The sequence below is a fragment of the Pantoea sp. App145 genome (assembly GCF_047947045.1).
GTDB lineage: Bacteria > Pseudomonadota > Gammaproteobacteria > Enterobacterales > Enterobacteriaceae > Pantoea.
The window spans coordinates 335,224-357,945 of the sequence record NZ_CP133291.1; the positions used below are offsets into that span (position 1 = coordinate 335,224).

The window sequence follows — 22,722 nt, forward strand, 5'->3', positions numbered from 1 at the left end:
GAGAAATTCATGTCTCAACCCGATGATTTGCTGGCAGCGCTGGCCGATATTGATCCCACCTCAGCGCTGGCGCTGGCGCAGGCACGCACCCAACGCGATGCTGCCACCCGTCACACCCAGGGCAGCTATGAAGTCTTGTTTAGTCAGCATGATGACGATTTTCCGTTACCGGAACGCTTCACGCTGGCTGCCCAGGTCGCCGCCTGGCATGGCGAAGTGGCTTTACAGGCGCACTACCAACAGCAGGTACAGGATGTGCAGCACAGCGCACGCGAAGAGGCGGGACGCGCTTTCGCCGAGCGGCTGAGTTTCCATCCGGTAGAAGCAACACCGCAGCACATTGCCAATCTGCAAAGCGCGGGCTGGACAGCGCGCGGCATTGTCACACTGGCGCAGCTGATTGCGTTCGTCAGCTTCCAGAGCCGTCTGCTGGCCGGTTTCCGCCTGCTCAAGGGCGATGACTTAAACACACAGCAGCACGCCGTAGCCGGAAAATGGCATAGCGCGCCACTGACCTTGAGCGGCAAGACCGCCCTCACCGCCTTTACCCAGCAGGAACTGGGATGGGAACCCTGGCTGGCCGCCAAACCGCTTGAGGAATTCGACAACGAGGAAAAAGCCACGCTGGCGCGTTTTGGTCATAGTGATTCTGACTATTTCCGCCTGCTGGGACGCAACCTGCCGCTGCTGGAACAGCGTACCCTGACCGATAAAGGCATCTTTTATACCGCAGGTGGCTTGCCGCGCGCCGAGCGTGAACTGGCGGCCACGGTGGTCAGTAAGGTGAATGGCTGCATCTATTGCGCCTCAGTCCATGCGCGTAAAGCCAGTCAGCTGGCGAAACAGGAGGCTGCGGTGCAAAAGTTGCTCAATGTGGTGCCCGGTGCGGAACTGTCGCACGGACAGTCACCGCGCTGGCAGGCGCTTATCGATTTCAGCGCCGCGTTATCCGTCACCCCGGCCAGTGCCAGCCAGGCACAGTTGCAGGCACTACGCGCTCACGGGCTGGATACCTTGCAGTTGCTGGATCTGGTGCAGTCCACCGCCTTCTTTGCCTGGGCCAACCGCCTGATGCTGACGCTGGGCGAACCCTTCCTGCCTGACGACGCCAAAGGATAACTATGACAACCCTCTCTACCGAACAACTTATCCACTGGCGACGTGAACTGCATCAGCACCCTGAACTGTCTAATCAGGAACACGCCACCACCGCCCGCATCACCCGCTGGTTGCAACAGGCTCATATCCGTTTGTTACCGCTGGCACTGGAAACCGGAGTGGTGGCGGAGATTGGTCAGGGCGATACGGTAATTGCCCTGCGCGCCGATATTGATGCCTTGCCGATTGAAGAACTCACCGATCGTCCGTGGCAGTCGCAGCAGAAAGGCGTGATGCATGCCTGCGGTCATGATATGCACAGCAGCGTGATGCTCGGCGTGGCGCATCAGCTCAAACGGATTGAAGCGCAGTTGCCCGGCCGGGTGCGGATTCTGTTTCAACCCGCCGAGGAAACCTTTAATGGCGCACAGCAGCTGATTGATGCCGGGGCATTGCAAAATGTGCAGGCCATTTTTGGTTTGCACAATGCACCGGATTTGCCGGTGGGTACGCTGCGCACGCGCGGCGGTGCCTTCTATGCCAACGTTGATCGTTTTCAGATACACATTCACGGTAAAGGTGCGCATGCGGCGCGACCTCACGAAGGTGTTGATGCGATTGTCATCGCCAGCCATATCGTCACCGCGCTGCAAAACCTGCCTGCTCGCGTGTTTAGCGCGCTGGAATCGGTGGTGGTCAGCGTGACGCGATTTACTGCTGGGAATAGCTGGAATGTCCTGCCACATCAGGTGGAGCTGGAAGGCACGGTACGTACCCATAACGCACAGGTTCGTGAACAGGTAGTGCATAAAATACGCAATTTGATCGCGGGTATCGCGGCCGGGTTTAATGGCGAAGCTGAGCTACTGTGGCAGCCAGGCCCTCCTTCGCTGGTGAATACGCCCGCCTGGGCCGACTTCGCGCTGCGAGTGGCTCAGCAGCAGGGATACCAGACGGAAGTGGCAATCCCACAGATGGGCGGTGAGGACTTTGCGTTTTATCTGCACCATGTGCCCGGCACCTTTGTCAGTATCGGCAGTGCCAGCACACAGGGTTTGCATCATCCGGCATTCGACCCGGATGAAGCGATGCTTGCACCCGCAGTGGCGTACTTTACCGCTCTCGCACAACAGGCGCTGGCTGAGGTGCAGCAAACTCAGGAACTGACCTCGTGACCGTACGAACAAGGAGAAAACCAATGGCGATTATCGCTCCACTGCCGCAACTGGATCATGTGGTGATCAATGTGGCCGATCGACTGGATGAAGCGCGTACGCTGTATCAGAGGCTGGGTTTTCAACTCACCGAACGCGGCCATCATTCGCTTGGCTCCAGCAATCACCTGGCGGTTTTTGGCGAAAATTATCTGGAGCTGCTGGGTTATGAACCGCAACGCGGAAACCTGCGCAAGGATTTGTGGCAGTCCCCACTGGGCTTAAGCGGGCTGGTGTGGAAAAGCGACGATGCTGACGCGGTGTGGCGGTACCTGGAAAGCCAGGATATCGATGGCGAACCACCTGCCAGTTTTTATCGTCCGGTTATCCTGCCCGATGGATCACCACAGCAGGCGCGCTTTCGCACCGTGCGTTTACGCCCGGCGCTGGTGCCCAATGGTCGCAGTTTCTTCTGCCAGCATGAGACGCCACAGGCGGTGTGGCAAGCGGCCTGGCAACAACATCCCAATGGCGTCGGCAATATCGTGGAGTTTGTGGTGGTGGCGCAGGATCCGGCAGCCGCCGCGCTGGTGTACAGCCGCTTATTCGGTGCCGGAAGGTTACTGGCCTGTCAGGAAGGTGCTTTCGTGTTAAAAGCCGGGGCTGCAACGGTACGTTTCGCGGCAGCCGACTATGTGCTGCAACGCTTTAATAGCCTGCCAGCAGATTATGACGGCAGCGCGCGCATGGCAGCATTGAGCCTGCAAACTCGCGACCTCAGCAAAGTAAAAGCCAGCTTACTGCTGGGAGATGTGCCGTTTAGCGAGACGGAACACGCAGTGATTGTAGCGGCAGAACAGGCATTGGGTGTGGCGTTACGTTTTCAGCAGTAACCCATTCCTGAAATAAAAATTCCTGATATCTCATATCATGACTATCCATTTCATTTATATGAGAAATTCGCCCATGCTTGTTACATCAAATCAATGCGAGGTGACGAACATGAAAATGAATGCAATTGTATGGCCGAAAGGCTTTGTACCGGGTTTAACCGATAATTACTGTTCGAATGAAGTAATTGTCGCGGGTCTGACTGCGGCAGAAATCTGGCCATTGCTGGTAACGCCGTCGCTGTGGCCAACTTATTACAAAAACTCGGCCAATGCGCGCTTCTACGACAACAAAGGCCCGGTGCTGGCACAGGATGACCGTTTCTACTTTGAGACCTTTGGTTTCCCGGTTGAATCGCGTGTAACAGAGTACGTTGCACCCTCTGCTGGTGAGGCAGGTCGTGTTGCCTGGCATGGCTGGGCAGGCGAGGAAGGTGCCGATGATCGCCTTGACGTGCTGCATGCCTGGCTGGTGGAAGATCTGTCGGACAACCGCGTGCGTATTCTGACCCAGGAAACGCAGAACGGTAACCCGGCGAAAGAGCTGGCAAAAGCGCAGCCGAACCCGATGATTAATGGTCATCAGGAGTGGCTGGATGGTTTGGTGGCGGCAGCCAGAGCAAAAAAAGCGTAATCAAGTAAAAGCCAGTCAGTTTCATCTGACTGGTATAAATGATTGCCGGCAACAGATAGCCTGCCATAAAAACAGAATTACTTATCTAAAATCCCTCATCACGTCAGCAACCCTCCTCCCTTCATCCTTTATCACGTTGAATTAAGTATATTTTAGTAAAAAACTAAAGTTGAAGATTTTACGGACGATAACAACAGGTGAATTTTTTTTATTGATTTGGGGCTCACTCAAACCACGTACTGATGTTTTTTTAATCAAGGAACAGATGTGAATTCACCCTTTGTTAAGAAGGCTGCATCCGTGTTGGTCGCAGCTTCTCTCACCAGCAGTTGCTCATCCATGCATGATTTTGCCCGTGATTACGGCACAGCAGCCGGTTGTATAGGCGGTGCCGCATTAGGCGGTGGCATAACCTATCTCGTTACCCATGACGCTAAAAAAGCGCTGGTCGGTGGACTGGCAGGCGGGATAGCGGGATGCGCGGTGGGTAACGTCTGGCAGAGTCGCGAACAGGCGCTGGAAAAAATCGCCCAGGAAGAAAAAATCCGTATTAGTACTGAGGCTTTGAAGGCACAGGAAAATAGCAAACAGGATCAGGTGGGGTTCGTCGCTCAGGTTGAGGATGGTTCCATGTTTAACAGTGGAAGCGCTGACCTCACCAGCGCTGGACTGCGCCAGGTACAGAAAATTGCTGCCGTGATGAAAAGTGGTCAGCAGGATGACAAGGGTGTGCTATTAGTCGTGGGGCATACAGATGCTACCGGCAGCCCGGCGTATAATCAGCAACTTTCCGAAGCCCGGGCTCATAATGTGGGGCTGGTACTCGAACAAAGCGGTATCAGGGCCAGTCAGCTCTATTTCCAGGGCGTAGGTTCTTCCCGCCCATTGGCCGATAACGACTCAGCCAGCGGGCGAGCGCAGAATCGCCGGGTTGAAATGGTGGCACTGGCCAATGAAGGTCTGCTACGCCAGCGTCTGGCCCTGGAGGATAACAACCCACGTTATTTGCGTTACAGTTCAGCCGCAGAAAGCACAGCGGCTCGCCCGGCACCACCGAAAAAGTCTCAGGCTGCCACCAGAAAGCCGCAGATTGCCTCGACGCCAGTGATAGCGACGCCAATGGCAAGTTCCGTTGTGACCAATCCAGCCAACTTTATCGACTTTGGTGGTTCACCGGCATCGACACATTCGACAGGACTCGCCAGTAATCTGAAGCCGTTGTCTCAGGGCTTTAGCCTGATCAGCCAGGCACAGGCCAGCAGTGTCGCGGGGAGTTGTCTGACCGACCTGCCACGCGTCAGTGGAATGGCGAAAAATCTCGCCAGCGGCCAGCCGGTTGAGAAACACGAAACGCAGGAATTCCTGCCGAATATGAATGGCCGGGCCTGGGCCGGATTAGTTAATGGCAACCTCGTCACCCTCACTCCAGTTTCGGTGCTGAAAGACGGGGCAAAAGTGACCAAAAATCCGCAGATAATCATCACGCCTGGCTACGCACAAGGGAAACGCACCTCACTGACAGCCATGTCCGGCATCGCAAATAGCTGGGAAGGTGAGGACAGCATTCTTTACCGTGTCTACATCGAAAACGCCCAACAGCAACCCGTTTCCTGTCTTGACCTGTTGTTACCGAAATCCGGTCATCCGGCCCAGCAAGGCCAATTGTTCTACAGCAACCACCGCCAGCCCTGGCTGGCTGAATATGCTCCTCAGCGTGGATAACGGAAAATTATCGAATGGAAATTTTAAATACCTTATTTCAGACTATCGCGACGTATCGCTATATTTTTTGGCCACTTTTCGCTCTGCTGGCATTAACGATCACGGCAATTAAATGGTGGGAACAGGTACGCTACTTTTTCCTTAACCTGTTTTGTTCATTACCGGTGATTGGGACTATCAGCCGTCTCGCTCGCAGCCATGAATCACGCCGCCCTGGCACGGGCAAATTAATCTGGCATCCGGCAGAAGAAGCGCTGTGTGGTAAATTTTATCAGTTTCACAGTATTTCAAACCGCGACGCCGATTTTTATCTCCGCTGCGTCAATTATCTCAATAAAGTCGATGAGCGCGGACGTAAACCCACCAGCGTGGTGCTGTGGCTGTGCAGTATCGCCCTGGTAATCCTTGAAGCGTTCATCTTCGCACTGGTCCTGTCACCTTTTATTGCTAACAATATTTCAGCAAACCAGGCTGAATTGTCCGCTATTGTGGTTTCAGTGTTGATTGGCGTGATCCTCGTCCCCGCGACACATCTGATGGGGACACAACTGCACAAAAATACGCTGCTGAAAAAAATCCGCTACTGGCATAAAGAAGCGCATCTTGAAGGCAACGCTCAGGCGCTGAAGAAAGATCCAGAAGTTTCTCTGGAGAACACCCGCATCGATGATGATGCCCCCAGCTATCTGCAAATGCTTAACCGCGTTCAACACGGTATCGGCGCGAAACCTCAGTATGTTCAAACCGTTGTCACCCTGCTGCTGATTATCACCTTTGCCATTGGTGCCTATTTTATTCGCGCTGCCACCATCAACGCTGCTGAAACTCAGGCAGTGAATGGCACGCCTTTTAGCCAGACCAGCGCTGTCAGTACCAGCTCGCCATTTGAACTGCCACAGCAGGCCATTGAAGATAATCAGCAAGCCGATCAGCAGGCAGCAAAGGAAGTGACTGACAATCGCGTCTTTGCTTCAAAACTGACGTTTATTATCCTTTCGGTGATCTTTATTGGGGTGCAGCTTATTGGCATTCTGATTGGCTATTATCGCTCACTGGTGGGTATCGAATCCCGGCATGCTGCGAAATACGTCGGTAACTTCAGTGGCTCAGAAGAGTTCGCAGCATGGTATGCCATGCGTCGTGAGCGTGTCGAACGTGATGCCCAGGATAAACTGGCCAGTTTGCAAAATCGTATGGCCATGCAGCGAGCCAGCAGTGCCAGTAACGCCAGAAATGACGTTCGCACCTTTGATGAATATGTTCGTGGTAAACAACGCGACAAAATCGAGGCCGATGAGCATGCTGCATCGCGTCAGTCTTATGTTCCTTCCGCTCATGTTCGCGAGATGCATAAGCCAGAACCGGTATTAGTGGTTGAACCTGCACCTGCGGCCCTCACCCCGGTGGCTCTTGAGCCAAACAACGCAGATGATAAAGCCCGCATTGCGGAGCTGGGTGATTTGACCGTACTTAACGATGAGGAACTCCTGCTGGTTGCTGAAGACGCTGGTCTGCCTTTTGAGGCTTTGCAGCACCGTCGCAAAGTTCAGCTGGTGTTGCATAAAGCCAGAGGTGGGTAAGGTGAGGCTTATCACAGCATGTCTGTTGCTGCTGGCCGGGGCAAGCGCCCTGGCACAGGCAGCCGAACGCAATGATATTCCCGGCTGTTATGATTTCACGAAATTAACCCAATATCGCCCAGCCAGTAGTGGTCGTGAATTGGTGGTGATTATCGATCAGACGGTAAAAGTCCCTCTGGAGATCAAGAACGCCAGCTGGCAGCAAATTCTGCGTTTTAGCCAACCTGGCGATCGCGTGGTGCTGTATCAGTTCTCTGCATTGCTGCAAAATAATTTTATGCAGCGATTGTTTGATGGTCGCCTCGAGCCGCTGCTGGTGGATAAGAAAATCCGCGACAATCTGGGTATGGAAAGTCTGAAGCATCTCGACCAATGCCTGGCGGAACAAAAAAGTTTCTTTGCTAAAACCGTTGGCACGTTAATGGCGAAGAGTTTCGCCGAGAAAGGGGACAACATCGCAAAAAGCGAAATCCTCGACAGTCTTAAACGTATAAGCAGCGATCTGCAACAGGATTCGGTTCAATCACGAACGGTGTTCCTGATCTCGGACATGCTGGAAAACAGTGCATTCGATAGCTTTTATCGCAATAACGCGTTGCGTTTACTGTCACCCGAAAAAGAACTGGAACAGGTCAAAAGTCAAAACCTGTTGACCGATTTTTCCGGGGCAAAGGTTTTTGTCGCTGGAGCGGGTTTGATTGATACCGATGCGAAGAATAACTATCGTTCAGGAAAAGTTTTGCAGCAGTTAGAAGCGTTCTGGCGTGATTACTTCACTGCCTCAAACGCTGTGCTGGTCAGTTTTGGTGCTCCAGCATTAAATGTTGATCTCCAGTAAAAACAGAGGGGATGCCAAAACATCCCCTCCTTTTTTCACATCATCAGAAACGATAGTTTGCTGAGATGGAGACGTTACGCGGCGCACCGTACACCGTGTTTCTGCCCACATCAATGTTGTAGGTTTTGTCGAACAGGTTGTTCAGGTTCGCCTGGATTGACAGCTGTTTATTCACGCGATAGCGCGTAAATAGGTCAACCAACGCATAGCTGCCCTGATCGGCATACAGCGTGCTGGCGCCATCCGGACCGGCTACATGATCCCAGGTATGGGTCTGCCAGTTAACACCGCCACCTACCGTCAGATCCTGCAGCATCGGCAAGCGATAGCTGGTGAAGAACTTCAGTGAAGTACGCGGCTGGGTTGGATTCAGCGCTTCACCCTCACCGTCCTTCGCTACATAGCGGGTCGCGCCGAAGGTCATTTGCAGGTTGTCCGTCACCGCTCCATTGATTTCAAATTCAATACCCTTGCTGACCGTGCCGTTCTGCTCATAGTAGGCATAATCCGTACCACCATTAACCAGCGCGTAATCCGTTGCTCCCAGGTGATCCTGTTCGATACGGAAAACGGCCACTGAGGCGGTCAGTCGGCTATTCAGCCAGTCCCCCTTAATCCCGGTTTCATAACTTTTACCCGTGACCGGCGAAAGGTAAGCACCATTCACATCGCGGTAGGTCTGTGGTTTGAAAATTGAGGTGTAGCTGGCGTAGGCGGAATAGGTATCGTTGATGTCATACACCAGGCCCGCGTAAGGCGTGATGTTGTTCTTTTCCATATTCTGCGTCAGCGTATCGGCGGTGTACTTCGTATAACGCGCACCGAGGATCAGATGCAGCGGATCGGCCAGCGAAATGCGTGTCGCCAGATAGGCTGACTTCTGATTGATAGTATTGTCCTGTGCCAGCGACTGCGGATCCCAGTCTGGCTCCGGATAATTGCCCCACTCATTAAAATCACCGACATCAGCCGAGGTGAAACTGGTGGATGAACTGAAGTAGCGATCATTCTGGCGAATCCAGGTTACGCCAGCCATCATTTCATGTTGACGACCAAACAGTTCATACGGCCCACTGACGTAAGCATCAACAGAATTTTCCTTGCGCTTCGCGGTGTTATAACCAGTGCCGCCGAGCAGGTCATAACCCGCATAAGGCCCAATACCGATGCCGGTAGTTTTATCAAAGTAACCATCGATATACAGCAGCTTACTGTCCATGGTGGCTTCGGTATGCGTGCCACTCAGGGTGAACTGCCAGCCGTTGTTAAATTCCTGCTTCAGGCTGGCAAAGACGGATTTCGAGTCGCTATTGTTGTACGCCCAGTCAGGTGCCAGGTTGGTACTACGGGAATAATTGGTTTTACTGCCGTCAAGATAGAATGTGGGCAGGCCACCCCAGGTCGCGCCCGAGATGTTGGTTTCCTGATAATCGTATCCCACGGACAGCGTAGTGGAATCGGTCAGATCGGCATCAACCACGCCATACAGGAATTTCTTCTGGGTATGGTAACGATCCAGCCAGCTGTCGCCATCCTGATAACCGGCCACTACACGACCACGCACATTGCCTGACTCAGTCAGCGGTGCGGAGAGATCGGCAACATAACGCTGATTATCCCAGCTACCATAACTGGCTGAGACATCGGCTTTAAATTCTTTGCTGTCGGCACGTTTACGGACCATATTCACCGACGCCGCCGGACTACCTGCGCCGGTCATTAAGCCGGTGGCACCACGCACCACTTCGACCCGGTCATAAATGGCCGTATCAGACAGGGTGTCGCCAATATTCCACTGGGAATCAATCAACACCGGGACGCCATCGACCTGATAGTTATCGATCATAAAACCGCGTGAGTAGAAATTGCTGCGGTTAGCGCCGGAATTAAATTCGCTGATACCGGTGGTATTTTTTAAAACATCATTCAGCGTTTCCAGCTGTTGATCCTGCATACGCTGTTTGCTGATGACGCTGATGGACTGAGGCGTATCACGCGCAGTCAGGGCCATTTTGGTAGCCGCACGCGTGACCGGGACATTGTAATCGCTGGCGGCCTGCTGCTGCTGATCGTCGGTGCTGGCGTTTACCGTCAGTGTTTGTTCCTTGCTATCGGCTTCAGCCGCATGAGCAATTCCTGATGCAATCAATAACGCCAGCACAGAGAGGCGCAACGCTGGTTGCGATCCCCTGACCCGCTTAACTTCGAAAGACATAATATTCCTCAATCAACTTATTTTTATTTAGATGACGACACACCCGCTGTACGTCTGCTGGCATCTCGCCGCAAAAGGAGTTGAAGAATAAATGTCAGGTAAGAGGAAGCGCCTGACTGTGCCGTCCGGGCACTCACAGCGCGACAGTAAACATGTCGTTAAGAAAGCAAATGAGAAATATACGCATTAAGATTTCTATTGCAAGAAATTGTTACTTTGCGGCCAAAAGTTTCCTGCGGGAAATTCGTTTATTCTTCAATGAGTAATAATACGAAAGAGTTGAGAAAGGTGATTATTACAACTGTAAAACGGTGCGCATTGATGCCGACCAGGCCAATAACAGCACGGATCCGTTGCGGCGCGACTTATCGCGCGGGTGTATTCCGGCGATGCTGCCAAAGACGCGCAATAAATTGCGCCGCTACGTGACGTGCTGTTACCAGTGCCAGCGTTTTTCCGCTAACTCAACCAATAAACGCGATGCCGGGGACAACTCACTTAATGATCGGAACTGCCAGCCAAAAGTACGGGGCATGATGACCAGAGGTAACGGGATCTCCACCAGCATGGCGTCATCGCCCTCGCCTTTTAGCAAGCGGCGCGAGAGAAAACTCAGGAGCTGCGTACTGGCAATGACCTCACGCAATGGCGACAGGGTATTACTTTCCATTTGTACCCGTGGTGGCGCATACCCCCCGCTCCGCAGACGGTGCTCCAGCCACTGGCGCGTGGCAACATTCGACGATGGCAATAGCCAGCTGTATTGATCCAGTTGCTCCGGCGTGGGGTGTATATTCGCCAGCGGATGACGACGGCTGGCAGCGATTACCACCGGATCATCAATGAGCGGGCGGGTGACGAACTCACTGTTACCGTCCGGCAAAAAACCGAGGATCAGATCGATCTTGTTTTCACGCAGCAGTTTCTGTAACAGGTCGTTCATCCCTACCGTCACTTCAAGCCGGGCTGTCGGTGCCTTGTGCAGCAAATCACGGGTCAGCATAGGCAGCATAAACTCCGCTGCCGTAGCGGCCACGCCGAGCCGAATCACCCCTGCGGTGCCGGCCCCCAGCGCCTGCAAATCCTGGCGTGTCACCTGCATCATATGCACCACTTTTTGAGCACGTTCACAAAGTAGCAGTCCCGCTTCCGTCAGTTGCATACCCCGCCCGACCTTTAAAATCAGCCGTGTGGCATAGAACTTTTCCAGCCGCTGGAGACATTTGGTTAGCGCTGGCTGGGTGATACCAAGGGATTGTGCCGCTTTGCCGAGGTGTCCGGTTTCCTTCACCGCCAGCAAATAATGCAGGTCTTTTAGCTCCATTCATTCCCACCAGGAATTAATTGATAAAAATCAGAGAATATAATTTATCACTGCGGCCTGCCAGGATGAACAGACATTAACAACAGAGCAACAAATAACCTGCAATGTTAAGTAAAAGGGAGAGAAGGATGAAGCATTCACTCAAGGCGCTGGTAGCCGCGCTGACATTAACCGCCGCCGGACAGGTGCTGGCGCAGGACACGTTGCCGGCAAAATTGCCGACGCAACAGGACAGCCGCCTGCAACAGGTTACTACCTCGCCTCGCGTGTGGAATGGCATCACCGTGAGCCATGATGGCCGCATTTTCGCCTCACTGACCCAATCAGAAGGCAGTGGTTTGCAACTGGCTGAAGTGGTGAACGGTCAGCTTAAGGCTTATCCCGACGAAAGCTGGAATCAGTGGCAAAGCCAGGATCCGGAACACCATTTTTACCATGTGAATGCACTGCGGATTGGCCCGGATGGCGACCTCTGGGTAATGGATGCCGGTAATAAGGGCATTGGCACGGGCGATCAGGCGGTACCGGGTGCCGCCAAGCTGGTGCGCATCAACCTGCAAAGCGGCAAAGTGGTGGGCAGCTATGTGTTTAAAGCCCCCACCCTGAAGGCTACCAGCTACCTGGACGATGTGCGTTTCAACGGGGATTTCGCCTATCTGACCGACCCCGGTGCGGTTGGTCTGGTGGTGTTAAATATGAAAAGCGGCAAAAGCTGGCGTGTTCTGGACGACCATCCACTCTCCATCGATCATCAGCCAATTTATGCCGACGGCAAGAAATTGTACCTGCGCGACGGTCGTGAAAAACGTGTTGGTCTCGATCAGCTGGAAGTCTCACCGGACGGTAAATGGTTGTACTACCAGGCCATTCCCGGCCCACTGGCTCGCATTGAGACGCGTTATCTGAACGATGAGAAACGTTCAGCAGCCGAGGTAGCGAAACATGCTCATAAAGTCCGTGACACCTGGAGCACAGGCGGCACGGCGATTGATGCTGAAGGTAATATTTATGCTTCGGACATCAATACCCGCAGCATAAAACGTATTGCGCCTGATGGCACGGTCACGACCGTGATTCAGGATCCGCGCCTGGTATGGATTGATGCGATGTGGATCTCCCAAGGTGCGTTGTGGATGCCATCGGCACAAATCAACCGTACGCCTGCCACTACCGGCGGTAAACCTTCTACCGTGGAATACCCGGTAAAACTTTATCGTCTGCCTTTACCGATTGCGCCTTCACCGCGCGATCACGGATAAAAAGAATCGCCCGGCTTCACGCGTCGGGCGGTTTTATTTATCACAGGAATCATTAAGGAGCGGAAATAACACCAGGATAAATCATCACCTTAAGACAATTTATTTTTATTAAAAATAAGAAGTTGCACACATTTTTTACCCGCAATACATCTTGTTATGTCTGGAACACTCTTCAGATAATAGCGTATGACTGTCGAGGGCAAAGAAGGCACTTCTGCACATTAAATAATCATTTTGCTGTTTTTTATTTATACCCGAATATTTTCCTCTGAACAGGATACCTCGCCATGCTGCTAATTCTCAGTGTGCTTATGATCGGCTGTTTCATCGCCTTATTAATGAGCAAAAAACTCTCTGCCCTGACGGCATTGATTATTATCCCAACACTTTTCGCGCTATTTTCCGGGCATGGTGCGGAAATGGGCAGTATGGTGATTAAAGGATTGCGAACCGTCGCACCTACCGGGGTGATGCTGATTTTCGCCATGCTTTATTTTATGAGCGTAACCGATGCCGGGATGTTTGATCCGATAATTAAACGCATTGTCTCCGCTGTCGATGGTGACCCGGTGAAAATATTTATCGGCACGGCCCTGCTGGGGTTTATTGTGGCGCTGGATGGCGATGGCGCAACGGTATATATGATTGTCCTGTCAGCATTTATGCCGATATATGAACGCGTTGGTTTATCTAAATTGAGCGTTGCCTGCCTGTTATTGCAATGTACCGGGCTGGGTAATATGTTTCCCTGGGGTGGCCCCACCGCCCGTGCTGCTACGGCAGTCCATGCCGATGTCGCCACCTTATTTGTGCCCATGTTGTTACCGCTGCTGGCCTGCGTGGTGTGGACCTTCGTGATGGCGTGGCTGCTGGGCCGCAGTGAGCGCAAGCGAATAGGTTTTGATGGCGGGTCATCGGCGACGATTAGCGGCCTGCAGTTTGAAGAAAAACCCTGTGTAGCCTGGCGCTTCTGGTTTAACTGGGCGTTGACCATTGCGCTGATGACACTGCTGGTGCTGGATGTGGTGCCAATGGCGTACCTGTTTATGCTGGCAACGGCTTTCATGTTTGTCGTTAACTACCCACAGCTCAGTCAGCAACAGGAGCAGATGGCACGCCATGCGCCAGCCATCCTCGCCGTGGCCGGTTTAATCTTCGCCGCTGCGGTGTTTACCGGGATCTTCTCCGAAACCGGCATGGCAGATAGCCTGGCAACCGCGATTGTGAATGTAATTCCTCCGGCGCTCGGTCCTTATCTGGCCGTGATTACTGCGGTGATCAGTATTCCGGTGACCTGGATGGTCTCCAACGATGTGTTTTATTTCGGCATGCTGCCGGTGCTGGTTCAGGCAGCTGGACATTATGGTATCGAACCGATTGAAATGGCGCGCGCCGCGCTAGTGGGCCAGCCAGTACATATTCTCAGCCCGCTGGTGGCCTCAACTTATTTACTGATTGGTATGCTGAAGCTGGATTATGCTCAGGCGCAACGTTTCACTCTGCGCTGGTCATTTATTACCTGTCTGGTATTACTGCTGGTTGCACTGATTACCGGATGTTTCCCTTTTTATCGTGATGCTTAAATAATCCCCATGTAGCCCAACGAGATATCAGGTTATAATTTCATTGCCTGCTGTCTCGTTATTTTCAAGACAATTCTGCATACACGACAATATTTTCTTTTGTGTCATTTTCCCGTAGAATGCCCTTTTTTGCATGTGTAAGACAATAATCAAGGGTTTTTTATGAGCGATGCACTGAAGGCATTGAACAATCTTCGCACACTGCGTGCACAGGCACGAGATGTTGAGGTTGAAGTTTTAAACGAAATGCTGGAAAAGCTCAGCGCGATAATCGCCGAACGTCGTGATGAAGCGGCTGCGGAAAATGCCGCGCTGCGTGAGAAAGAAGAGAAGCTGGCGCTGTATAAAGAGATGCTGCTTAACGACGGTATCGATATTTCTGAACTGGCGCAATTAACCCAGGGCGAAAGCAAACCTAAAGCGAAACGCGCACCACGTCCGGCCAAATATAAATTCACTGATGAAAATGGTGAAGAAAAATTCTGGACGGGTCAGGGCCGTACGCCATCGCCAATCAAAAGCGTCATTGACGCTGGCGGTTCGCTGGATGATTTTCTGATTTAACAGTAAAGGAGAGTGTCCATGGCACTCTCCTTTATTAGTATTACCCGTTCCCTGTTGCAACCTTTTTGCTGGCGTTACCATCAAGCGGATAGCTGTTCGACACCTTCAGCAACATCAGCATCAGTCACTGCCTTATTTTAATGGGTTACTGACTCAATGCGTCCATCGGTTGTCAATTAATGGATCGGGGCGATGCTTTTACCCGGCGACGGTTTCAAACAGCAGACCGCGCAACCAGCGGTAACCTGCATCACGGTGAGTTCGTTCATGCCAGGCAACATTTTTGGTAAAACCTGGAATCGCCAGTGGCGGAGTAATCACCCGCAACCCTTCGGTATTCACCGCTAACCTGCGCGGCACCACAGCAATCAAATCGCTAACCCGCAGAATCTCCGGCAACACCAGAAAACTGCTGACCGATAATGAGACACGACGCTTTTTCCCCTGCGCTGCCAGCGCGTCATCGGTGACACCATGAAACTGCCCGCCGTGATAAGACACCAGAGCATGATCAAGAGAACAGAAATCGTCGAGAGTGATGCCGTTACCCTGCGCTGCCGGATGGTCACGGCGCAACAGGCAGACATACTCTTCATCATATAGCGCGCGGGCATGTAAATCTGGTGGTGTGGTGTCCGGTGTAATCAACGCGATGTCGATATCACCACGCTCGAATTGAAAAGTCAGTTGATCATTATTTACGGGCACGACTGCAACTCGAATACCAGGTGCGAGTTTACGTAATGCTTCCATATAGGGAACCACCACGGCACGAAGTGCGTAGTCGGTCGCGGCGATGGTAAAGGTCATCTCTGCACTGGCCGGATCAAACGCTTTAGGTTGTAGCAGCCCGTTAACTTCAGCAAGGATCTGTTTAACCGGCGCAGCCAGTTCCAGCGCCCGCAGCGTTGGCACAATGCCGCGTTGCGTACGGGTAAATAACGGGTCGTCAAAACACTCACGCAGTCGGGTTAGCATGCCGCTGACCGCAGGTTGTGTCAGCGCCAGCCTGTTGGCCGCACGCGTCACGTTACGTTCATCCAGCAATGCATCAAGTGCCTTAAGCAGGTTGAGGTCCATGGTTCTGATATCAATTGACATGATGGCTATCGCAAAGACTAATGGTGAAAATTATTTCAGCACGGACTGTAGTATTCGGCAAGCACAGCTGTTATCACCTGTGATGATAACTGAAATCATAAATGCCGATAATGCTGATGGGAGCCAATACCCCATACTAGCGAATCAGATACTTCAGTCGCTAAGGAACCATGATGTCTGCTAAAAAAATACTGTTCGTGCTCACCAGCCACAACAAACTGGGTTCGACCGATGGCGCAACGGGCTTCTATCTTCCCGAATTAACCCATCCTCTTGAACAGCTAGAAAAAGCCGGATTTAGCGTAGATTTTGCTTCAATTAAAGGTGGCAAGCCGCCGGTATATGGCGTTGAGCTGGATGATCCCGTCAATGCGCATTACTGGCGAGATGAGACCTTCCAGTACAAGCTGGCGCATACCGCAGCACTGGAGCACGTGGATGCAGCGCTATACGCTGGGGTGTTATACGTGGGTGGACATGGCACGATGTGGGATTTTCCTGAGAGTGCAGCGGTTCAACGCGTGACTCGCGAGATATGGCAGCACAATGGCGTGGTAGCAGCGGTGTGCCATGGCCCTTCCGCGCTGATCAATGTCACGCTTGATGGCGGCGAGCTGCTGGTCGCGGGCAAGCAAGTCAGTGCCTTTACCGATGAAGAAGAACATATTGTGCAGCTGGAAAACGTCGTACCGTTTTTACTGACCAGCAAATTACAGCAGCAGGGCGCGATTATTGCTGGTGCGGCTGCATGGCAGGATCAGGTTTCGGTGGATGGGCATTTAGTCACCGGGCAGAATCCACAGTCTGCTGCCAGTGTGGGTAAAGCAATAGTCAAAATATTGCAGGGATAATGTTCTTCTTATCCATCTCTGACGTCTTTAACGTCAATCCCGGTGCGCACGCCAATTCGCGCCCCGCAGTCCTTGGGTCGGCGTCATGCCGACCAGCTCAATGATAGCTGCTCTCGCCATCTGCTTAATCTAATACGAGCAGAGGAGCCTGGGTTGTGACGTCGTCACATTTAAGTATGTTGTAATTATATTAGCTATATTCCCTTCTCAGAAACCTTTAAGCATCAAGTCACCGCCAGATTAGGCTACTTATTAACCAAAAAAGGAGAAAAAAAGGAGATTCCTTATCATTGATATACAATGATAATCATTCTCATTATCATGCGTATTTACTTACAAGTGTTAACAAAACAGGGAGAACGATTAAGTGAATGCAACCAAATGTAACCAAAAGCATCCCATCGCATTGCTTTTGGCCGGGCTGTTGAGTACGTCAGCTTACGCCGCCAATGAGGAACCCACCGAAAAACTGGCTGACGATGAATCGATGATTGTCACAGCGGAAGAAGAACTGAAACAACAGCCGGGTGTTTCAACCATTACTGCGGAAGACATTCAAAAAAGCCCCCCTGTTAACGATTTATCCGACATCATTCGCAAAATGCCAGGTGTCAATCTCACCGGCAACAGCGCCAGTGGTAGCCGTGGTAATAATCGTCAAATCGATATTCGTGGGATGGGACCGGAAAATACATTGATCATGATAGATGGTGTCCCTGTCACCTCTCGCAACGCCGTTCGCTACAGCTGGCGCGGCGAGCGTGATACCCGTGGCGATACCAATTGGGTGCCAGCCGAAATGGTGGAACGTATTGAAGTGATTCGTGGACCGGCCGCTTCCCGTTATGGTTCGGGTGCCGCAGGGGGTGTGGTGAACATCATCACTAAACGCCCAACGAATGACTGGCATGGTTCACTGTCTCTGTTCACCAACCAGCCAGAAGATGATAAAGAAGGTGCCACTAAACGCGCCAACTTCAACCTCAGTGGCCCGCTGGCCGGTGATGCATTGACCATGCGCCTGTTCGGTAACATCAATAAAACCGATGCCGACGCTTATAACATCAATACCAATGAAAACGGATCCTATGCAGCAGGCCGTGAAGGCGTACGCAATAAAGACATCAACACGGTGTTCTCCTGGAAAATTACCCCATTGCAAGTTGTTGATTTCAGCTACGGCTACAGCCGCCAGGGTAATATTTATGCCGGGGACACCCAATACAGCAACGGCAATATCAGTCCGAATGGCCTGGTTGAATCGCTCTACGGTGATGAAACCAATCGCATGTACCGCCAGAGCTATGGTCTGGCCTGGAATGGCATCTGGGATTGGGGTACGTCAAAACTCAATTTCAATTATGAGAAAACCAACAACACACGCCTGCAAGAGGGTTCAACGGGTCGCGTTGAGGGGATGATCAACAGCGATAGCTACGCTACCAGTCGTCTTGAAAGCTATCGCGCTGGGGGAGAAATCAACTTCCCGGTGCAGTTGCTGGTCGATCAAACGGTCACATTAGGTGCAGAATGGAATCGTGACGAATTAAACGACCCTGCCTCAATGAGCGCAACCGATCAATCCGGTGTCATTATTGACGGCGTATCAGGCGACCCATCTGCACGCAGCAGTAAAAATAGCGCCACCATCAGCTCGCTGTTTTTTGAAGATAATATTGCCGCCACCGACAGTACCGAAGTTATCCCGGGCTTACGCTTTGATTATCACAATAAGTTCGGTGCTAACTGGAGCCCGAGTCTTAATATTTCGCAAGGTCTGGGCGATTACTTCACCTTAAAGGCGGGTATTGCGCGCGCATTTAAAGCACCGAATCTTTATCAGTCTACCGAGGGGTATCTGCTTTCCACGCGTGGCAATGGTTGTCCGGTAGGTCTCACCACTGGTAGCTGTTATTTATTAGGTAATGAAAACCTCGATCCGGAAATCAGCGTCAATAAAGAGATCGGTATCGAATTTAATCATGATGGTTATATCGCCGGGATTACCTGGTTCCGTAATGATTACAAAAACAAAATTGTCGCGGGTGATGACCTGGTGGGTTATGCCTCTAACGGCTATAACGTGTTACGCTGGGAAAATGGTGGTAAAGCGATTGTTGAAGGCCTGGAAGGAAATCTAACGATTCCGCTGGTGCGCGATACGCTGGAATGGCGCACCAACGCAACATATATGTTCCGTTCAGAAAGCAAGAAAACAGGTAATCCACTGTCTGTTATCCCGGAGTTTACCATTAACTCGCAGCTTGACTGGCAGGTTACAGAGAAACTGGATGCCAATATTAACTGGACCCAGTACGGCAGGCAGAAACCCCGTCAATATGCTGAAATACGTAATGAAGTCGGTGCAATTTCTAATCGGGAAATTAGTCCCTACTCCATCTTCGGTTTAAACATGAATTACGATATCACTAAAAACCTGCGCGCCAATGCAGGGATCAACAACCTGTTTGATAAACGTATTTATCGTGAAAATGATGGCGCATCGACCTATAACGAACCAGGTCGTGCTTATTATGCCGGATTAACCCTGTCGTTCTGATGTGATTCACCACCCTGCCAGCACTGCGCTGGCAGGATATTTCCCCAATCAGATTTATTTATCTGAAGGATGGGAGATGATGTTAAGCTCGATTGCCAGACTGATAGCATGTTTTGCATTCTTAACACCCAGCTTTCTGACAATATTTCCCATATGAAACTTCACCGTACTAACGGTGATATTAAGTATGCGGGCAATTTCAGGGTAAGTTTTACCGGTACTGCTCCAGTAAAGGATCGAGTTTTCACGGGATGATAAGGTACTCTCTGTATTTTGTTGCGGTTTGTTTTCATCACGATAGAGATGCAGCAAAAGTTCATGGGTGTCAATCAAAAGGCCCTGTAAATCATTCTTGTGCCTTTTAACTTCTGCATCCAGCTCCGCCATCAGAAACTTATTGATATATAATGAAAGGACAACGAGATTATTATTCTGATCATGTAAAACAAAAGTTTGACCACTGATGATGTTGTAAGACTTTACAGATTCAAAAATCTTATCAACAATCCATAAGTCGTTAACCTTTAGCGAATTATCCCAGATGAGAGGAGATACACGGTTTAATGCATTAACAATGATAGGGTCTATGCTTTGATATTTCTTTTCCTTATAATCATCAATGAAAATACCCGGTAAATTCGTGATGATTAGCATATCATCCATATTACGTTTATTCATTACGCCGTAGCCGTAATACATTTCACCATATTTTGCTAAGTTTTTCTCCAGATTCTCCTTTACAACTCCGTTTTTTTCTAAATCCGAAAAAAAAGTTCTACTCATGGACTTAATCCTCTACATGCAAACTTATACCACTTAACTATATAAACACAGAAATGGTAGCATCACTCTACTATAAAATACAGGCAGTTACTGCGATGACAGAAGAAGAATCGTCTCCTGATTGTATAGAAGTCGCCCATCCATATACGGCCTCCATACATTACCATTTAGGTGGATGTCACTGACTTATGAGATCGCCCATAAGCGATGAAGTTCAGTTTAAAACTGACGCTATTCATTCAGGCTCGCGCCAGATGGGATAGACTTCCGGAAATCCCTCAATATGCAGTGGCGCACCAACATCACGATAACCGAAACGCCTGACAAAAGTACGTACTCCTAAAGTAGTACATTCGGCATAACAAGGCAATTTTTCCCTGTCCAGCGTGGTATTTAGCTGGCGAAGCAACTTCTCCACAAGTACTCCCCCTCTCCGGCTATAACGCGACACTGCAATAAGAAAGACATAATAATGTGGTGGTGTTCGTGGATGATTACGATCGAGTCCGTCCATAAACGCCACCGCCGTCACATAATCGTCCCCACATACCTCACGTAACTGTCTATCAATGAGCTGGTTATCTTCCTCCTTCATTTCCATTAATTTCGGTCCAAAATAGACCAGAGTCCCTGCATTGTTCTCAGTGAGAACAACCCCTCCTAATTTTTGCGCAAGCTCAACATAAATCCGAAAAAAACCGCGCATTACCTTCATACGCTTTTCTTTATCAGTACCTGTAAAAGCATATTTAAGCACCGGATCGTCATAGAACTCTGATGTAAGAAGATCACAAACGGTGTCCAGTTCAGCATCGCTGGCAAATCGACATTCCATGTTTATGCTCCTGAATATTCGGCACTGGCATCGTTGATAAAGCGATCCTGCTCAGAAAAGGCATCATTTCGCTGTAACGCTTCAACCAGGCTATCAATCGCTGAGCGCGTAACGTGCGGCATCACCACAATATGCGCCAGATCTCCTCTGCCACTCAGATGGAATTTTTTGAATATCTCTTTTTCGGGGCGAGTAAAAATCACCACCAGCGACTGTGGACCCCGTTCCACGCGGAACGATGGGTGAATAACTTTGATGGTGGTTAACCGTTCATACGCATAGGCGGCTAATTGCTCGCACTGCGCAGCAATCCGACTCTGCATTGGCTGAGATACAGTATTCACCATATACCAGAGAAATAATGCGGACATGCCATTACGCGTCCCCCCCAGCGTAGTATCAGGAGAATGAATATATTCAGGCAATGTGGCGGGTTGCATCCGGTACTTTTCTTTCGTCATATACACGCCGGATGCAAAGGGAGCGCCGTACCACTTATGGGAACTCATCACTATTGAACTCACAAAGGGAAGACGAAAATCAAACTGAGGCCCCTTAACTTCGCTTATTTTTTTCTGATGGGCCATTTCGAGATAGGGCAAATACGCTGCGCCAAGCGCTCCGTCAATATGGATCCAAAAATCGGGTCTGCTATCACCTGTAGTCTGGACATTGAAATCATGCTGTTCAAGGATGGGCGATAACTGTTGCCAGACTGTCTGCGCATCATCAAATCCGCCCTGAAATGTGGTGCCCATATTCAGTACTATAATCGGCGGATGCCCATGAGCGGCGAAAAAACCAACCAAAGCAGACAACGATTCAGGATTCACCGCACCGTGTTGATCTACTGGCACCCCATGTGGCCATCGGCCATCTGCGGTGATCGGGCACTGACCGGGATAGCTTTTATCCCCCATCTCTTTAAAGGTGGAGATATCCAGAATACTTGCACACTTCTCAAATGAATAATGCGATTCCTGAGAATAATAAAGTACAGGGTGAGAGAAATTTTCCCTTTTTGCTTCAGCTTTGGCCTGCGTCTTCCGAAAATACTCTCGCGCACTCCACAGCGCATACATATTACCTTCAGTGGACCCCATAGCCAAAACGTAACCCCAGAATGACTCTGGCGTTAACGGCTCTCGTAATTCAGCATGCCAGAGCTTACGGAAATACTCGAGCACTTCCTGTTCAAGTTCACGCGTATGCAGCAGCATGGAATTGTTTTCAAAAGGATCGCCAACGTTATTCAGATGAATATTCATAAATGGAGCAATAGCTGAATAATCGAACTTTTGATTTAGTGGATATCCTAAAGATAATTCCTGTCGACTGACGAGATTAGTGTATATTTTATCAAGCCGCTTTCTCACCTTGTCGGGTACACAAAAGTTGGTAATAGTGAAAGTATGAGGACGTTTTACATGCTTGATAAAAGAATGCGGAATGGTCTTGCCAAACTTTGTCTTCGCGACTACAAATGTTTTGCTTACGCCCAAAGAATTTTCCATATAAACATCTCCATTGTGGGGTGCGGAACGTATTATGTTAGCCCCCATAACAAATCAACATGTTATGGAGGTCATGGCAAACGCGAGTCAGGTAATTTGCCATATTTATAAGACTTATGCTGTGCACTGGCTAACAAATTGACTGTCTAACGTCCGACAGCAAGCTAATGATATAAATCTGGTGTCTCATAAATAGGGGTAACAAAAAAATTTTTGT

The 22,722-nt window shown here is 50.6% G+C and carries 18 protein-coding genes; 12 read left to right on the plus strand and 6 right to left on the minus strand.

Annotation, left to right across the window (positions count from 1 at the left end):
• Positions 1-9: 9 nt before the first annotated feature.
• The 7 genes from RCF31_RS21455 to RCF31_RS21485 all read left to right on the plus strand — a co-directional run bounded on the left by RCF31_RS21455 (position 10) and on the right by RCF31_RS21485 (position 7,916).
• A complete protein-coding gene (locus RCF31_RS21455) occupies positions 10-1,119 on the plus strand; it encodes an alkylhydroperoxidase domain protein (RefSeq protein WP_416413301.1) in 1,110 nt (369 codons plus the stop codon).
• A 2-nt stretch (positions 1,120-1,121) separates the two neighbouring features.
• On the plus strand, positions 1,122-2,273 hold the full coding sequence (locus RCF31_RS21460) for an amidohydrolase (protein WP_416413302.1): 1,152 nt from the start codon (positions 1,122-1,124) through the stop codon (positions 2,271-2,273).
• Positions 2,274-2,296: 23 nt separating this feature from the next.
• Entirely contained in the window at positions 2,297-3,145 is an 849-nt protein-coding gene (locus RCF31_RS21465) for a VOC family protein (protein WP_416413303.1), read from the plus strand.
• Between the two features lie 115 nt (positions 3,146-3,260).
• Positions 3,261-3,776: an SRPBCC domain-containing protein gene (locus RCF31_RS21470; protein WP_416413792.1), complete on the plus strand. Its 516-nt coding sequence runs from the start codon at positions 3,261-3,263 to the stop codon at positions 3,774-3,776.
• 267 nt (positions 3,777-4,043) lie between these two features.
• Complete coding sequence (locus RCF31_RS21475; RefSeq protein WP_416413304.1) at positions 4,044-5,498, plus strand: OmpA family protein; 1,455 nt, start codon at positions 4,044-4,046, stop codon at positions 5,496-5,498.
• Between the two features lie 14 nt (positions 5,499-5,512).
• Entirely contained in the window at positions 5,513-7,078 is a 1,566-nt protein-coding gene (locus tag RCF31_RS21480; RefSeq protein ID WP_416413305.1) for a hypothetical protein, read from the plus strand.
• A gap of 1 nt (position 7,079) precedes the next feature.
• Entirely contained in the window at positions 7,080-7,916 is an 837-nt protein-coding gene (locus tag RCF31_RS21485) for a hypothetical protein (RefSeq protein WP_416413306.1), read from the plus strand.
• A gap of 43 nt (positions 7,917-7,959) precedes the next feature.
• Here RCF31_RS21485 and fhuE read toward each other — a convergent pair whose 3' ends face one another.
• Both fhuE and RCF31_RS21495 read right to left on the minus strand, forming a co-directional pair.
• On the minus strand, positions 7,960-10,131 hold the full coding sequence (gene fhuE / locus RCF31_RS21490; protein WP_416413308.1) for a ferric-rhodotorulic acid/ferric-coprogen receptor FhuE: 2,172 nt from the start codon (positions 10,129-10,131) through the stop codon (positions 7,960-7,962).
• Positions 10,132-10,567: 436 nt separating this feature from the next.
• Positions 10,568-11,455, minus strand: a complete 888-nt coding sequence (locus tag RCF31_RS21495) for a LysR family transcriptional regulator (RefSeq protein WP_299450129.1) — start codon at positions 11,453-11,455, stop codon at positions 10,568-10,570.
• A gap of 128 nt (positions 11,456-11,583) precedes the next feature.
• Here RCF31_RS21495 and RCF31_RS21500 point away from each other — a divergent pair, with 128 nt between their 5' ends.
• The 3 genes from RCF31_RS21500 to RCF31_RS21510 all read left to right on the plus strand — a co-directional run bounded on the left by RCF31_RS21500 (position 11,584) and on the right by RCF31_RS21510 (position 14,861).
• Complete coding sequence (locus RCF31_RS21500) at positions 11,584-12,714, plus strand: L-dopachrome tautomerase-related protein (RefSeq protein WP_416413309.1); 1,131 nt, start codon at positions 11,584-11,586, stop codon at positions 12,712-12,714.
• A gap of 287 nt (positions 12,715-13,001) precedes the next feature.
• Positions 13,002-14,297 (plus strand): CitMHS family transporter, encoded by a 1,296-nt coding sequence (locus RCF31_RS21505; protein ID WP_299450134.1) that lies wholly within the window; start codon positions 13,002-13,004, stop codon positions 14,295-14,297.
• Positions 14,298-14,459: 162 nt separating this feature from the next.
• Positions 14,460-14,861, plus strand: a complete 402-nt coding sequence (locus RCF31_RS21510) for an H-NS family nucleoid-associated regulatory protein (RefSeq protein ID WP_299450137.1) — start codon at positions 14,460-14,462, stop codon at positions 14,859-14,861.
• 198 nt (positions 14,862-15,059) lie between these two features.
• Here RCF31_RS21510 and RCF31_RS21515 read toward each other — a convergent pair whose 3' ends face one another.
• Positions 15,060-15,962 carry a LysR family transcriptional regulator gene (locus RCF31_RS21515; protein WP_299450140.1) on the minus strand — a complete coding sequence of 301 codons (903 nt, stop codon included), beginning with the start codon at positions 15,960-15,962 and terminating at the stop codon, positions 15,060-15,062.
• A gap of 173 nt (positions 15,963-16,135) precedes the next feature.
• On the opposite strand from RCF31_RS21515, the gene RCF31_RS21520 reads away from it, so the two are divergent.
• Together RCF31_RS21520 and RCF31_RS21525 are read left to right on the plus strand one after the other, a co-directional pair.
• On the plus strand, positions 16,136-16,813 hold the full coding sequence (locus RCF31_RS21520) for a type 1 glutamine amidotransferase domain-containing protein (protein ID WP_416413793.1): 678 nt from the start codon (positions 16,136-16,138) through the stop codon (positions 16,811-16,813).
• 367 nt (positions 16,814-17,180) lie between these two features.
• Complete coding sequence (locus tag RCF31_RS21525; RefSeq protein ID WP_416413310.1) at positions 17,181-19,373, plus strand: TonB-dependent siderophore receptor; 2,193 nt, start codon at positions 17,181-17,183, stop codon at positions 19,371-19,373.
• A gap of 54 nt (positions 19,374-19,427) precedes the next feature.
• On the opposite strand, the gene RCF31_RS21530 is transcribed toward RCF31_RS21525, so the two are convergent.
• The 3 genes from RCF31_RS21530 to RCF31_RS21540 all read right to left on the minus strand — a co-directional run bounded on the left by RCF31_RS21530 (position 19,428) and on the right by RCF31_RS21540 (position 22,505).
• Positions 19,428-20,156: a helix-turn-helix transcriptional regulator gene (locus tag RCF31_RS21530; RefSeq protein WP_299450145.1), complete on the minus strand. Its 729-nt coding sequence runs from the start codon at positions 20,154-20,156 to the stop codon at positions 19,428-19,430.
• 235 nt (positions 20,157-20,391) lie between these two features.
• Positions 20,392-20,991 carry an N-acetyltransferase gene (locus tag RCF31_RS21535; protein WP_416413311.1) on the minus strand — a complete coding sequence of 200 codons (600 nt, stop codon included), beginning with the start codon at positions 20,989-20,991 and terminating at the stop codon, positions 20,392-20,394.
• 2 nt (positions 20,992-20,993) lie between these two features.
• A complete protein-coding gene (locus RCF31_RS21540) occupies positions 20,994-22,505 on the minus strand; it encodes a pyridoxal-dependent decarboxylase (protein WP_416413312.1) in 1,512 nt (503 codons plus the stop codon).
• Positions 22,506-22,722: the final 217 nt, after the last annotated feature.